The 14,845-nt window shown below is 45.2% G+C and carries 14 protein-coding genes, 1 tRNA gene and 1 pseudogene; 9 read left to right on the top strand and 7 right to left on the bottom strand.

Annotated elements, in window-relative coordinates; translation table 11 throughout:
- Positions 1-79: 79 nt before the first annotated feature.
- On the bottom strand, positions 80-2,131 hold the full coding sequence (locus A10D4_RS00520) for a methyl-accepting chemotaxis protein (RefSeq protein ID WP_008487035.1): 2,052 nt from the start codon (positions 2,129-2,131) through the stop codon (positions 80-82).
- 92 nt (positions 2,132-2,223) lie between these two features.
- Positions 2,224-3,192, bottom strand: coding sequence for a hypothetical protein (locus A10D4_RS00515; protein ID WP_008487034.1), 969 nt, complete (start codon positions 3,190-3,192; stop codon positions 2,224-2,226).
- A gap of 159 nt (positions 3,193-3,351) precedes the next feature.
- Between A10D4_RS00515 and A10D4_RS13535 the strand changes: the two genes are divergently transcribed.
- The gene (locus A10D4_RS13535) at positions 3,352-3,780 is read left to right on the top strand and encodes a GFA family protein (protein WP_008487032.1); all 429 of its coding nucleotides are present in this window, start codon (positions 3,352-3,354) and stop codon (positions 3,778-3,780) included.
- Between the two features lie 190 nt (positions 3,781-3,970).
- A complete protein-coding gene (locus tag A10D4_RS00505) occupies positions 3,971-4,456 on the top strand; it encodes a dual specificity protein phosphatase family protein (protein WP_008487031.1) in 486 nt (161 codons plus the stop codon).
- Positions 4,457-4,899: 443 nt separating this feature from the next.
- Here A10D4_RS00505 and A10D4_RS00500 read toward each other — a convergent pair whose 3' ends face one another.
- Positions 4,900-5,307 (bottom strand): hypothetical protein, encoded by a 408-nt coding sequence (locus tag A10D4_RS00500; protein WP_008487030.1) that lies wholly within the window; start codon positions 5,305-5,307, stop codon positions 4,900-4,902.
- Positions 5,308-5,377: 70 nt separating this feature from the next.
- Between A10D4_RS00500 and A10D4_RS13810 the strand changes: the two genes are divergently transcribed.
- From A10D4_RS13810 to A10D4_RS00470, 7 genes and pseudogenes are all read left to right on the top strand, one after another.
- Entirely contained in the window at positions 5,378-6,007 is a 630-nt protein-coding gene (locus tag A10D4_RS13810) for a transposase (RefSeq protein ID WP_083849588.1), read from the top strand.
- A 168-nt stretch (positions 6,008-6,175) separates the two neighbouring features.
- Positions 6,176-6,448 (top strand): DDE-type integrase/transposase/recombinase, encoded by a 273-nt coding sequence (locus A10D4_RS14525; protein WP_420196174.1) that lies wholly within the window; start codon positions 6,176-6,178, stop codon positions 6,446-6,448.
- Between the two features lie 43 nt (positions 6,449-6,491).
- Positions 6,492-6,629, top strand: a complete 138-nt coding sequence (locus tag A10D4_RS14155; RefSeq protein ID WP_008487025.1) for a hypothetical protein — start codon at positions 6,492-6,494, stop codon at positions 6,627-6,629.
- Positions 6,630-6,696: 67 nt separating this feature from the next.
- Positions 6,697-6,936, top strand: a complete 240-nt coding sequence (locus tag A10D4_RS00485; RefSeq protein ID WP_008487024.1) for a hypothetical protein — start codon at positions 6,697-6,699, stop codon at positions 6,934-6,936.
- A gap of 47 nt (positions 6,937-6,983) precedes the next feature.
- Positions 6,984-8,249 (top strand): AAA family ATPase, encoded by a 1,266-nt coding sequence (locus tag A10D4_RS00480; RefSeq protein ID WP_008487023.1) that lies wholly within the window; start codon positions 6,984-6,986, stop codon positions 8,247-8,249.
- 266 nt (positions 8,250-8,515) lie between these two features.
- Positions 8,516-9,555, top strand: a pseudogene (locus A10D4_RS13800) (IS481 family transposase).
- A 393-nt stretch (positions 9,556-9,948) separates the two neighbouring features.
- On the top strand, positions 9,949-10,614 hold the full coding sequence (locus tag A10D4_RS00470; protein ID WP_008487020.1) for a hypothetical protein: 666 nt from the start codon (positions 9,949-9,951) through the stop codon (positions 10,612-10,614).
- A 100-nt stretch (positions 10,615-10,714) separates the two neighbouring features.
- Here the strand turns inward: A10D4_RS00470 and A10D4_RS00465 are convergent, their stop codons facing one another.
- The 4 genes from A10D4_RS00465 to A10D4_RS00450 all read right to left on the bottom strand — a co-directional run bounded on the left by A10D4_RS00465 (position 10,715) and on the right by A10D4_RS00450 (position 14,733).
- A complete protein-coding gene (locus A10D4_RS00465) occupies positions 10,715-12,007 on the bottom strand; it encodes a DUF3644 domain-containing protein (RefSeq protein WP_008487019.1) in 1,293 nt (430 codons plus the stop codon).
- A gap of 229 nt (positions 12,008-12,236) precedes the next feature.
- Positions 12,237-12,312: transfer RNA gene (locus A10D4_RS00460), tRNA-Ile, on the bottom strand.
- A 90-nt stretch (positions 12,313-12,402) separates the two neighbouring features.
- A complete protein-coding gene (locus A10D4_RS00455; RefSeq protein WP_008487018.1) occupies positions 12,403-13,854 on the bottom strand; it encodes a sensor histidine kinase in 1,452 nt (483 codons plus the stop codon).
- Positions 13,855-13,956: 102 nt separating this feature from the next.
- The gene (locus tag A10D4_RS00450; RefSeq protein ID WP_008487017.1) at positions 13,957-14,733 is read right to left on the bottom strand and encodes an amidohydrolase family protein; all 777 of its coding nucleotides are present in this window, start codon (positions 14,731-14,733) and stop codon (positions 13,957-13,959) included.
- Positions 14,734-14,845: the final 112 nt, after the last annotated feature.

Raw genomic sequence — 14,845 nt, 5'->3', positions numbered from 1 at the left:
GTGATAACTAGCCGTTGAGCTACAACAAAGGCCGCTTTATCAGCGGCCTTTTTTATGACATTGCATGATGGCAACGCGCTTAAACCTTAAATCGTTTAACGGTGATTTTAAGCTCCGTTGACACGCTATTCAGTTGTTCAAAGTCTTGTTGCATGGTGCTGGCATGTTGCACCGCCTGCTCGGTTAATTGATGCACGCCATCCAGTTTATCTCTGACCGTGTTCGCTTGTTGCTGTTGTTGTGCGGTGGCACTGGCTATTTGCTCATTGACGTCTTTTACTTGCGCGACCGCTTGGTTAATGTCGGTGATCGCCGCCAATACCTGCTGCACCTGTTGTACGCCCTTATCGCTTAATTCATCGGTGCGTTGCATCGAGCTTTTCACTTGCCCAGCGCTATGACGCAATTGCTCCACGGTGCTACGAATATTATCGGTTGAGCGTTGCGTGCGCGTGGCCAGCTCCCTCACTTCGTCGGCGACAACCGCAAAGCCACGGCCTTGCTCACCGGCACGGGCAGCCTCAATAGCGGCATTTAACGCCAACAAGTTAGTTTGTTCGGCAATACTATTGATGACCTCTAACACCGAACCGATTTCGGCGACATCCTTATTGAGCTGATTAACCGCCTCGGTGATCTGACTAATGTCGCTCGACACGTTTTCGATCAAACCCTGAGTTTGGGTCGAGTTATCTGACACCACCTGCATCGCTTCCGTGGCTTCGCTAATCGCCTGGGTAGTTTGTGCACCGTATTCGTTAATGGCCGCAGCGCTGCCATGCATCGCGCTGACCGCATCACTGATATCGCGAATTTGTTGCTGTTCGTAATTGACCTCTCGATTCAGCGTCGAGACCGTCTCGGACACCCTTTCCGCCGCTTCATTAACCGCCACCGAGGAGCTATAAGCCTGTTGCACTAGCGCTTGGATCTTATCGGCGAAACGGTTGAATGCGCGCGCCATTGCACCCACTTCATCGTTCGAATTGACCTGCAAACGGCGGGTTAAATCGCCTTCACCTTGCGCCACATCTTGCATCGCCTCGGCGATAGCTTTAACCGGCCGGAAGATATTGCGGGATATCCAGTACGAGGTCAGCGTCAGTACGGCAATAATTAACACGATGGTCAATAATGAATACCAACGTGCCTGCGCAATCGGCCCCTCGATCAAGGCGGCGGGTACTAATATACCCAAGGTCCATTGTATATCCGGTGTGCTCGACGCCACTGGCACGTAAAATACGCGATAATCCTTACCGCGCAGAGTGAGCGGCCAGCCATGCCCGGTGTCGCTGGTTTTGATTTGTTTGGCCAGTTCCGCAAAACCTTGCGTTTGCTGGTCTTTAACAGCCTGATTGAATACCTGATCTAAACTGCGCAAGGGTGAATTTAAAGCCAGCTCAACGCGGTCGCTGGGAAAGTACACCAACTGCTGTTGCTCATTCACCAAAAACGCCTGTCCCTGACCCTGATAATCGATACCATCGATCAGGTCGGCAATGGTGGAAATCAGAATATCGACGCCACCGACGCCGAGCAGGCGCTGCTCATCGTCATAAATCGGCATCTGCAGCACGGTCGACACGGTACCATCGGTGGCGTCCACTTGCGGCGAGGTCAAATACAGCTGACCGGCATCAATGGCCTCCTGCCACCACGGCCGTTGATTAGTGAAATAGCCGTGTTTGGGGTCGCCAGCATGAGGCCCGCTGCTATCGACACCGACGCGCCCTTGCTCATAAAAGTATTCATAGGTGTTGGCCGAGCCCACAAACACCGACTTAAGCGTTGGGTCGGCGCTGGATACCGCCTGAAAAGTGGCGATCATGTCTTGATAACCGACATCATCGTCCAAGTTTTTGCCACGTTGTTGGTAATCGACCAACCAACGGCGTATACGGGGCTGTTGAAATAAGGTTAACGGAATACGCGCGCGTTCGGCAAAAAATCCTTTAATGGTTTCCGCCTTTAAACGAATCGATTCATAAACCTGAGCTTCGGTTTTTTCGCGCGTTAAGGTAGACAGTTGCTGCGTCACCAAATAACCGGCTAAAGCGAGCAAAACGACCAACACGCCCGAAATAGAAATGATCAGCTTTCGCTGCAAGGACCCTGTTAAGCGCATCATGGTGTGACCACATTATTATTATCATGCTAACCAACATAACCTATTCATCGGCCAAAAAGTAGTCAGCTTTAATCACCTTTATGCGTTCGCTATTATTGTTGCCGCTGCGCGTATTCGCGCCGTGCTTGTCGAGCTTGCTCGCGCATTTCCGCCACCGAGGTATGCTTGACCTCCATCATCGATTCGGCATCATTCATAAAGCTTAATTCGCCGTCAAAGCGAATCAAATGCTGGCCGACCCGATAACCCTGTTGTTCATTATGAGCCACAAACGCCGACCACCAGAGGTCGTGTTTAGAATGTTTGATTTGCTGGTATTGCTGGTTATCAAAATAACGATAAGCTAAGGCTAATAGGCCGTAACTCGACACCGGCATATACTTCAATAGACCACGATCAAAGGTGATTTGGCTACGCCGATGATAATCTAAGGACGCTTGCAAGGCATCGTTAAAGCGCTCGACATCCTGCGTTAAAATACCCAGTAAAGCGTTAATCATGGCGCGCTCATAATGCGTTCTTTTGCATTGTAAGAAGCGTTCCGCCGAATCCACCGCTGGTGCCTTTAAATCAGGATTACGTAACGCCAGAATGCAATCGACAATGATGTGACAAACCACCCGTCCCTCGGTTAACGGCAACGAACGCGGCAGCATAAAGTCAATATAAACGTCGTCGTTAGCGGCATAACCGATTAACACCTGCCAAGCAAAAGCGCCGTGGTCATAGCCGCTAGCGTTATAAATGACTTGGTCATAACGATTAAACGAGTACAGCGCATTTAGAAATAGCTGAGGTTGCTGCTCGATCAGTGCGTGTATATAGCCAAAGCTTAAAAAATCCTGCGCGCGAAAGTGTACAAAAAAATCACGCGGTTGCAGCTCGCGCGCTTCGATATGACTTCGCGGTGGATTCAGATAAAAATGTTGTAACTCGTGATAGCGACGCAACAACGCACCCCGACACTGCGCCGGCGTCATATAGTCAATGCGGTTCAAGTCTTCAACGATCGCCTCACGATCCTTCTTGCTCAACTTAATCGGTAACGACTTCGGCAACATCCCTGGTCACTCCTGCTACGGTTACGGGCTGGGGTTAGGCTAGCAAACTTTGCAACTCCCGAGCAATGCATTAACTCAGCAAAGGGTGACGATATAGTCCGCATCGGTTTATAGTGAACAGCTGCCACTGACCGCGTTTAATATTGAGGGGATCAGCCAATGAACACCTTAACCACCACCTGCCACTGCGGTTCGGTCAGACTGTCGCTGACACTACCCAAACCAGCAGAACGTTACCACCCGCGCCGCTGCGATTGTGATTTTTGCACGCAACGAGGCTTGGTTTACTTATCTGATGCCAAAGGCAATATGCTCATTCAATCGAAACTGCCACTACATCGTCAACGCCAAGGTTCACATTTGGCCGACTTTCTCAGCTGTCCACAATGTGACACCACACTAGCAACCGCATTTATCACACCCGCCGGTAACTGTGTTGGCGCCGCTAACGCCACGCTATTTCCCGACGATAGCTTTGCCGATCCAATCGATATCTCACCCAAGCAATTATCAGCCGCCGAAAAAGCCGAACGCTGGGCTAGATTGTGGACTCCGTTGAGGGTGGTTGAGGGGAATCACAGAAATTAGACTTTCAGATACATCTGATTTAAATTGCTAGCGTCTGCTTCCGTTGAAATATAAATGTTTTTCACGATTACTGATACATTGTCCAAGCGTAAATTATCATACGCAACTTCGAGTATAAGAGTAAATCAACCAGTTTCTCACACAACAAGAGCCAAGCAAGTGGTAAAACCGATTATTGGAGAGTAAGAACATGCTTGAGGTTTACCCAAAACTTTTTGTAGGGAATGACACTGACGCTTCAGTCGCTTCGCAAGAAAGTAGCTGGTTTATTATTCACGCCTGCAAAGAGCCCTATCACCGACAAGCTTTAGGTTATTCTGGGAGAGCAGCCCCTAAAGGTCATCCAGAGTACTTAATTGCAAAACGAGAAAACCGACTTATTCTTAACTTAATTGACGCGAATGATCCTAATTACATTCCAAAAGTGGTGATTGATGAAGCGATAGATACTATTCATGGAGAGCTCAAAACTAATAAAGTATTAGTTCATTGCAACCAAGGCATGTCGAGGTCACCGACCATTGCTTTGCTTTACTTACTTAAACACACAGATGCCTTACCCAAAGACAACCTAAACCTAGCCTTAGAAAAGTTTCGAGAACTTTATCCTAAGTATACTCCCGCCAAAGGTGTCGCACTCTTTGTTCAATTCTATTGGCAAGTATACGCGGGCTAAACAATACTCAAACTCCACTCCACCCAATTACTTTTTGACAAGCTGACATTGGTCAGTGAGGGCACATTGCCCGTCACACCAATGATCGAATGGCTATATGAAAAAGCTGCGCTCAACATCAACCCCATAAGCGAATGACATGATCACCTTGTTTGGCTACAACGTCGACATTGCGTGTTAATAGCGTATGATAGTACGCGTGGTCCCCGCTGGTACTGGCAGCGTTGACCAGACCAAATTTATCTGAGCTGAATGGTCGCTTTGTTGATACCTTTGTGAATACCATGTTTAAATGTGGTTCTAATGAGATACACCTTAAAATGGTAGATAAATATTTGCGCCCGTTATAAATCGATAACGACTGTAGCCGATCTGTTCAGGGCGCGTTGAATCGAATAAAAGACGAGTTTGACACTCAGTTCAATGACGATTCAAAAATTCCACTAGACCGACTTATCAAATGATTTTAACTCATTCTCAAGTTTTCTTATTTCAAGATCTAAAAGCCTATCTTGTTGAGGTTGAATTTTTGTATGCCAATGACGAAAACCATAGAAGGTGAAACCAACACCAATAAAAAAGCCAAAAAAATACATCAAAAGCTCGAAGTCTAGTTCAGATCTAGCTATTCTCTCTTTCTCCTCATACAAATATAACTCAAGCTTCTCATCATTTTTTAAAACTCCTTTAGCTTTCAGATTCTCCATTGGTACAAAGCGGTCAAATGCCATAGAGTTATAATACTGATTCCGCATGAAGAACATTATTGCAGCAGTAAGCATGAGCAATATCCCGAGAAAAGCATAGAACTTATATACATTATCCGTTGGTAATGTAATGTTTGATTGCATTCGAACCCCCTAATGGACTTTATGGCTTTGTATTAGCCCCTTTTTCAAACAGACACTCGTTAGTTAAGCGATAGGCTTAGATCTATCTTTAAGGAGTGTCTATGGAGCGTATAGAAATCTTCACTGGCGAACAACGCCGTCGTCGCTATACTCCGCAGGAAAATGCAAAATTTGCGCCATAACCCTGCAGCCGAGTTATTCAGTGCCGCTGGGGGCTAGGCAAAACGGTATCACCCCGAGTTTATTGTTTAAGTGGAAGAAACTTATGCAAGATGGTGACATGTACGCAATTCAAGCTGGCGATGAAGTGGTCAGCGCAGCCGAGCATAAAGCGCTGCAAAAGAAGGTTAAGCAGCTTGAGCAGCTGCTTGGCCGCAAAACGATGAAAACGGAAATCCTCAAAGAGGCACTGGAGATAGCCCCGCCAAAACAGTTGATATCGCGCATGTCATTTTTACCAGCGAACGATTCCCTGTCATCCTTAGTAGTCAATACACTTGGTTTGTTGCGCTCGAACTTATATCAGCGCATTTATGGACGAAATTTAAGCCGCTCAGCGCGTTACAACAAGCAAGAAGATGCGGTCTTGTTACCGCAGATAGAAGCGCTGTATGATGGTCGAGAAACGAACGGCTACCGGCCTTTACTGAGCACTCAAATGGCAAGCTGCGCGCAGATGATTATGGCTTCGTTCGAGTAAACCCGAAGCGCGTGTATCGCATTATGCGCTTGGATAAGTTGTTACTACCCAAGCCTTACAGGTCGCGTTGGTGATAACCGTGCTCATGACGGTAAAGTCCTTACTTTGCATTCCAACACGCGCTGGTGCTCTGATGGCTTTGAAATCATCCGCTGGAACAAAGAAAAAGTGCGTATAGTATTTAGTCTGGATTATTGTAACCGCAAAGTAGTGAGCTACGTTGAGAAGACCAAAGGCATTAGTGCCACTATGGTTCAGCATGTGCTGGTTGAAAGCATTGAAAAACGTTTTCGCCATGCTTCGGTTTTACCAAAGGAAGTCGAATGGCAGACCGATAATGGTAGTTGTTATATTGCCGATGAGACGCGGAAATTTGCTAACTCACTTGGTTTTAAGGTCTGTACCACACCGCGATACGCAGCCCGCAGAGTAATGGCATAGCTGAGGCGTTCGTGAAGACGCTATTAATGGTGATATTACGTTAATGCCTCCAGAATTTAGGCAGGCTGCGTTGCAAAAAGACTATGATGCAATGAATGAGATGATCTATGGTGAATACCCAAGCTGGGAGTCAATCATGAATACTATCAAAGCGTTCGAGCAAGAGCTTGCTGACCGCTAGTCAGTAGCAACTCTGTTAATACTCTGGCAATATCAGCAAAGATCTAAAACTGTAAAGGACTAATGGAATGACTGAAGACCAGTTAGAACAACAGTCCTTGGAATCGTTTGCCGAGGATGGTTGGGAAGTTGCCCATGGTTCCGACATTGCCCATGAAGGCCTCTACCCGGAACGGATAGATTATAAGCAAATTTTGTTGTTCGCTGATCCTGAAACCGCTTTACGCCGCGTTAATCCGCGCCTACCCGAAAGTACCATCGAGCAAGTTGTTGCGTTGTCCGTGCTGTCTGGTAGTTGGACTATGTGAGCTACTTTCCGCTGATGTTTAATTTTCTTGTGATAAGGATAAGCTAGATGGCTAAGCAAACTATCTCTAGGGAAGAGTTGGATGTTCTACTCACAACGTTTGAAAACTCTCTCAAAAAAGTAAGTCGCAAAAAATACAAGGGCGACCCTTTTGGTGACGATGAGATCTCTATCGGCGAATTAATCGATGTAGCCAAAGATTTAATTTTGTCATTGAGATCTCTGACTCGCTCTAGGCACACATTTTCAATGCTGGTTGAACGCGATGAACGACAGGCAATTGCCAGTAAAATTGAAACACTTATTAAAAATACCAAAGATGACAGAATTGACCTCCTCTTTAAAAACCTTTCCGAACTGATCCGGATGCTTAGGGGGATGAACTTAAGAAGTGGCTGGAGTCTGGTTGCAGGTGCCAAGGAAAGCGCCTATGAACTAGAACAAAAAGCAGCTGCATTAGAGTCACGAGAAGAAAGTCTACAATTAAAGTTAAACGCTCTTGAAAAGAAAGCCGCCGAGGTTGAAAAAATAAAAGAACAGATTTCAAACTATTCAAAGAGCATAGGTCAATTTGCAGCAAACATAGACAACCGAGAAATAGAGCTTGAAAAGCAAGCTGAAACATCAAAAAACTTTGAGGAAAGACTGGAAGAGTTCGAAAAACTACAGGATATATACCTCGAAAAAGCAAAAGATTTAATAAGTCAAGCGGAGACTGCTCTTGAAGTAAGAACAGCCGAAGGATTGAGCAAAGATTTTAAAACTAAAGCTCAGAAAGCAAGCTCGAAAGCTTCGTTACTATGGGTTCTGCTTGCTGCTGCGTTTATAGCAGGCGCCCTGTATATAGGCTATAAAATAATAGAATCGTCGAGCCTTGATATTTCTCACGTAATTGCACGCCTATCTTTAATTCCTGTACTATTAACTGGTGCTTGGTTCGCTGCAAACCGATATATATTTCAAAAGAATTTGGCCGAAGATTACGATTACAAACAAGTTCTTATGTCTTCCCATGTAGCTTTTTCACGACAACTAAAAGAGGACAAAGGCTCTGACGAATACTATCAGGACTACATCAAGGGCTTTTTACGCGAAATTTATCAACACCCAGTAAAGTCTAATGGTATAGAACGCAACGAGCTGAACCAATCAAAGAATAAAAAACCGATAGAGAATGAACCCAATAGCGAGAGGCTTCTGTCGCGCATAAAAGAGCTCGAACGCGAGCTAGATCAAAAAACGATACTTATGAGAAAAGTTGAAAGTCAGATCTACGAATTAAACGCTAAACTAACTTCAGTTTCAGAACCCTAATGGTAATATAAGTAGCGCTTTATAGGCATTCGCAACTTGCAAGCAAAAAGGGGGGCTAAGGGTCGGGATCACTCCATTCGACTCGATCCGGAACAATCCGTATAGTAGGTATAACAAAAAAGGTATTTTGACCTCGTTGGATACGATAATGCCAACCTAACTTGAATTAGTCTCGACTTAATCTGACACATCTTCTTGAAAAGGTGAGAGTTACCCGTTTTGATAAAGGTGTCGAATCTTTAATCAAAACAAAATAGGTAACTCTCATGTTGCATACTAACAATCCAATCATTAAACACAAAGCAGGTCTGCTAAATCTCGCCGAAGAACTCGGTAACGTATCGAGAGCCTGTAAGGTCATGGGCGTATCACGCGATATGTTTTATCGCTATCAAGAATTGGTAGAAGATGGTGGAATCGACTCATTGATTGATAAAAGTCGTCGGTCACCGAACTTGAAGAATCGAGTTGATGAAGTCACAGAGAAAGCTGTTATTGATTATGCAATCGAATATCCTGCGCACGGCCAACACAGAACCAGTAACTAGCTCAGAAAGCGCAGCGTATTTGTCTCTGGCAGTGGTGTACGCTCTATTTGGTTACGTCACGACTTAGAGAACTTCAAGAAGCGTCTGAAGGCGTTAGAAACCAAGGTAGCCAATGACGGTATCATCCTCACTGACGCACAAATAGCTGCATTGGAAAAGAAGAAGCATGATGATGAGGCTTGTGGTGAAATTGAAACGCTTCATCCAGGTTACTTGGGTTCACAAGATACGTTCTATGTCGGCAACTTAAAAGGCGTTGGGCGCATCTATCAGCAGACGTTTATCGACACCTATAGCAAAGTCGCGTTCGCCAAGCTATATACGACAAAAACGCCCATCACTGCTGCCGATGCACTTAATGATAAGGTGCTGCCGTTCTTCGAACAGCACGACTTGCCAATGCTCAGATACTCACTGACCGCGGTACGGAATATTGCGGCAAAGTAGAGCATCACGATTACCAGCTGTATCTGGCAATCAATGACATCGATCACACCAAAACCAAGGCAATGTCACCGCAAACTAACGGTATCTGTGAACGCTTCCACAAGACCATACTTAACAAGTTCTATCAGGTTACATTCCGCAAGAAACTCTATGCGTCGCTCGAAGAACTTCAAAAAGATCTGGACGAGTGGATGGGTTACTACAACAATGAACGGACTCATCAAGGCAAAATGTGCTGTGGCAGAACGCCAATTGAAACATTAGTCGATGGGAAGCAGGTCTGGGCTGAAAAGAATTTAGCTCAAATCTAACCTAACAGCGGCACCTGAAAAAATGGGTAACTGTCAGATCAAGTCTGAGCTAGTACACCTAACTGGATCATTTTCCCTGAAGAATCGATACACACGGTATTGTTTTCTTATATGTATGATTCATAGAGATGGTTTCAATTTTCTTAGCTGAAGATAGAGCTCTCAGAGATTACAACCGCTTTTTTGCACCTCCCAAATCTTCGTCCCTCTTCTGGCCCCGAATATTTTTCAGGCGGATTGGGGGTCGAGGCATCATGAGCAGCGGCCTCGACGGGCGACTCTGCGATTCGTGTCTACCTTCTGCGAGTAGGGACTGACTCATGATATCTAGATTTTGCTTAGTCACTACTTTAATATGGTGTCTCAAAATAAACGATAATTCGGTGTCCGAAGATGGAAGAAATAACAAGCTCAAATCGCCTAGCTTATATTCTCGGCATAATGGCAACTTCTGTCCCAGCCCTATACTTGCTAGGCTACTTTTACCATTTCGGATATCTTGAGGAATATAACCTACCACCATCACTATTTAGGGACTCTTTCGAAGGTTATTTGATCAGTGCATTTACCTTTTTCATGCAATCTTTCGTATTACTCCTCAAGTTTTTTAAAAAAACTCCTCTTTCTATCCTTCTGCTCATATTAATGATTTGGCTATACGGATTATTAATAGCTTTTTTTAAGCGTCTAAAAGGTAAAACCCATATTCCAACCAACAAGCTAACCAACTGTAAAACCTATGATTTTATAGCCTCGCCAATCATTTTGGTACTAGCAACTGTCAGTATTTCTTATCTAATATTGGTCTTTATTGGTAGTTTAATTTTTGGAATTTTAATTAGTTGGGCCGTGGGTCATCAAATAGCACAACAAGAAATTAAAAATCACGTCGACTGTGGAGAGTCGGGATCGTGTGTCAGTTTAACTCCTGAGAATGGGATTGTTGTGCAAGGTAAAGTAATCGCAACTTCTAATAATTATATAGCAATTTACGATGGTAATACGGTTCATGTAGAATTTATCCAAAACTCAAAACTTAAAGCCAGACCTAGCATTTAGCCTTGTAAAGTGGCAAGTACGGTAAACGTACTAATATTATCTCGCAATCAATAACCGTATGACTAATACATTAAAATATATTTACTTGCTGAACTTAAAATTATTTACTGGCTTTCGAGCGAGCTACAAAACTATCGTCCTTTTTTATTTTCTTTACTAAAGCCACTACTGCTGCATCGGAGTATTGATGTCGGTCAGACATCTTACTGTGATAGTGAAAGTCATTATTATTCTTTTTCCATCCCAGTTTCATAATACAAGCTTGGATACAGTGACTATTTAATGCTGGCTTACCTTGTTGATTCTGCTTGGGTAACTTTTTACGTAGAGCCTCATCGTCGAGATCTTGCCATAATCTCTCATTGACGGCTTTCATAAGGCCTTTCTGACTAAATGGATGCGATTTGTCAGGATCTACATGCTTCTCAACAATCATAGCCTTACGAAGGTTTTGCAGATCTTCCGCACTCCCACTGGCCTTCGCAATAACAATTTGTTCATCTCCTTCCTCTTTAGCAAACACCAACGAAACCCGCAAAGGGATGGCAAACCCAATATCATCCGTCGCTTCAATTTCCCCTTTTAAGGTATCTGCTAACTCAAAAATTTCTTCAGCAGCTTCTCCATACAGAGTTTTCAATGTCGATTCTGGCGGCAATTTGAAATCCCCAACTAAAGACATCATTCCAGTATGCTGTGAGGAAATAAATGGAACTTCCGCATACTTTTCAAATTCAGAAGAATAATTGAGCACTCCAGATTGAAATACACGTGACGCTAGAGCTTGAAGCTCAGGCATCAGTAAGTGCACAGCTTTGTCACGCCATTCCGCAATTCTTTCTATATTTTTTCTTATTTGGCTACGCTCATCGTACAGGTTTTCAAGGCACTTTCTGAGAGTTATAGTCTTTCTAATGCCATGCTTGTTTGACTTTTCATAGATGAAGTTTTCACCTTGTTTCTCAATCAGGATTGATTTGAAAAGTTGCTCCCATGCCGCGCAAAACAAAAGTACGAAGCCATCAAGTTTGTTTTCTAGCGATGGTCTGTTGTACAACTCTAAAGCTAGCATCATGTTATCTTTGGATTTTTTTAAAAGCGCTTTAGCTAACGGTGATTTGCACTTATGTCCCAGCTCTTGAAAATGCTTGCTTTGCGACAGTCTTTTTTTAAATTCAACAAAGTTGATATCTAGAGTATTGATAGCTTCAAATTTATCTCTCCCAACTTTATTTACAAACTGTGTAAGTTGACCTTTATTTAGGTAAGTTTGAAAAGTTGAAGGCTTCCAACCGACAGAATCCACTAACTGCGACATAGTGAAGTTTGTGTTTTTGCGTTCTTTTTCCTGAAGATAATCAAAAAGCTTCTTCTGGCCTTGTCTTCCTGACATTCTAATTGCTCGCTAATACCTGCTGAGAGTAAAAAGTTACCAGTTACGTTAATTAGCGACACAAAGAAAGTAATGTCACAAAGACAGGTAACTGTATTCCGGTTTGGTTAACTATTGACTTGATTTTAATATAACCGAAAAAAGCGAGGTGTGATAAGCTAAAAAGTAGCACAGAGGTAGCACCAACCAATTTTTGTTAGTGGCAGCTAACACTGAAAGCCTTTAAAAATGGTGGCCCCTCCCAGATTTGAACTGGGGACCAACCGATTATGAGTCGGCTGCTCTAACCACTGAGCTAAGGGGCCATGACAAGATGGGATGGCTTAAGTGGTTGCTACGATTGCCGTTGTCGGCTATCGGCAAACCACTTAAGCGGCGCAAAGTATACGGATTTTTTAGGCGGTTGTCATCGGTAAATCAATGATAAAGCGGCCGCCAGGGGTTAAATCTTCGTAGCGAACTTCACCACCGTGGGCATGCGCAATGGTACGCACCATGGCTAATCCCATGCCGTACACTTGTTTACGCGAACGCGCCTTGGCATCGAAGAGCTGTTTGCGCATGGCTGGCGATACACCGGGTCCCTCATCGCTCACCGAGATCAGCATACGACCACTGGCCTGATGTGCTCGGACAAGTACCTCACTACCGCTTGGTGCAAAAGACAGCGCATTCAAGACTAAATTATCGACCGCATAGCGCAGTTGCAGGCTATCGATACTGATGCTGTCGTGTTCGTCGGCTAACGCCGTTACGGCGACTTGTCGACTCTCAGAAAGCTCGCGATGGCTATTAGCAATGGCGTTCAACCAGGGTTGTAATTGAATCGTCGTGCGTTTGATATCGCGACGGTCATTAAGCAGTAAAAGACCTTCCAGCGTATGCTCAATATGCGCCGCTTCGCGTAAGATTTCATCCAAACGCCCTTGATAGGTTTTTGCCGCCACCTGACTTAATTGTGACGCTCGGCGATGTATCGTTTCTAACGGCGCTTTGACCTCGTTCGCAAGCGCCGAGGCGAGTTGGCCCATCTCGATCAAGCGCTGTTCTTCGGAGCCGCGACTGTCGACTTCATCCAAGCTCTGTTGCAATTCTTTAATGCGTGCACGTGAAGCCTGCAGCAGGAATAACATCGGCTGCATTTCTGGAATATCGGTGGTTAGCGGTACTAACTGATCTTCGTCTTGTAGGCTTTCGGCTAATTCGTCACGACGTTGATACCAGCTACTGACAAAGCGATGCTGTAACACCATGATCAGCACTAACATAACCGCCAAGGTAGTTATAATAGCGGTCAAGGTGATCAGTAAGCCGTTACTGATGATGCCGCGCTCGGTGGCTAGCCAAACAACAGCGTCCTCATGACTCGCCAATGGGCAGATAGCAGTCAACTGTAGCAGCGTTTGCCCTTGTTGCGCTTGCAATACTAGCGGTTGGTCGCCAGCCGCAACGTCATTGACGTTAGCCAACACTCGCTGTTGCTCGGTATCGTCGGCGTGGGAGCGCACTTCACGGCCGTTATAGCTCGGAAAACTATAGGCAAAGAAGCCCGCTTGCCGCTGCCATAAACCGCCTTCGACGCCAGGTGCCTGCTCTAAGCCCATGTCGAGCCGGTTTTGCATAAAGTCGATTTGTTCGGGTTGCGCCAATGGCCGCTGTTGATCGGGAAATACCTGGTCCACACTGTGCGCGATATCGCTACATAACTGCGTTAAAGCAGCACTGCTGCGCGCCACACTGGCACTGGGTAAATTATAAAGTAGCGCCGCCAATGCCGCTAGGCAAAGACAGAATAAGCCCATCAGCAGCCAACGCAATTGACGACTATAAGCAGTTAAGGTGATCAACTGTCGCCACCCAAGGTGTTAATAAAACGTGAAGTTAGCATAACCAGTCAGCAGGCTGGGGTAAAGCGGGGAATGCGCTGTCATGACGACAGCGCACAAATATTACTCAGGTAGTTTATAAAACGCACAAGCATTACGGTAAAACACACGGTCAACCGCTTGCTCTTCACCGTCTAAAGCAGCGACGATGGTATCGATGTCACTCGGCTCGAACGGACGTTCATTACGCGTACCCGGTAGATCGGTACCAAACATCAAACACTCTGGGTTGGTTTGATACAACAGCTGCACTGCTTCTTTAATGTTGACTTCGGTGCGGCCAAATCCGCTGGCTTTAATCGACACACCAGCATCGGCTAAGCGTCGAATTTGTGACAAACCAGATTTTGCCATGCCCAGATGGTCGATACTTAACTTCGGCAGTTTAACCAAGGTTGGTACCATATCGTCCAAATCACGACTATCGACATACAGCTCTAAATGCCAGCCAGCCAGATCCCAGATACGCCGTCCGAATTCGACGATACCGTCGATATCTTTATGCACACCGCGTTTTAAATTAACGCGTACGCCACGAATACCATGTTGATTCAACGATTCAATTTTCTCATCGCTGACGCTGCCAGGTAGCTGAGTCACACCCGCATAACCGTCGCCTAATGCTTTTAAGGCGGCCTTCAAATATTCTTGGTCAAACCCCTGAAAAGAGCCGGACACCACGACACCACCTTTCATAGGCATACCAGACACGCGTTTTTGATAATCCGCGATAGTAAAGTTGTCGGGTGTGAACCCTTGGTTTTCAATTAACGGATACTCGCCATCATAAATATGTAAATGGGTGTCGATGATCCGTGTTGGCCGTTGCTGCTTTTCCATCTGGCCTCCTTCTGTTGTCGTAGACAATCTCGTTAGCTTGCTACTGTACCTGAAACATCCTTGCTTGACTAAGGGCGCTATAGCATCAATACCAAGCGCGCTTGCCAATCAG

Source organism: Idiomarina xiamenensis 10-D-4, assembly GCF_000299895.1.
GTDB lineage: Bacteria > Pseudomonadota > Gammaproteobacteria > Enterobacterales > Alteromonadaceae > Idiomarina > Idiomarina xiamenensis.
Note: the sequence above shows the minus strand (reverse complement) of the source record. Positions and strands in the feature narration are given on the sequence as shown.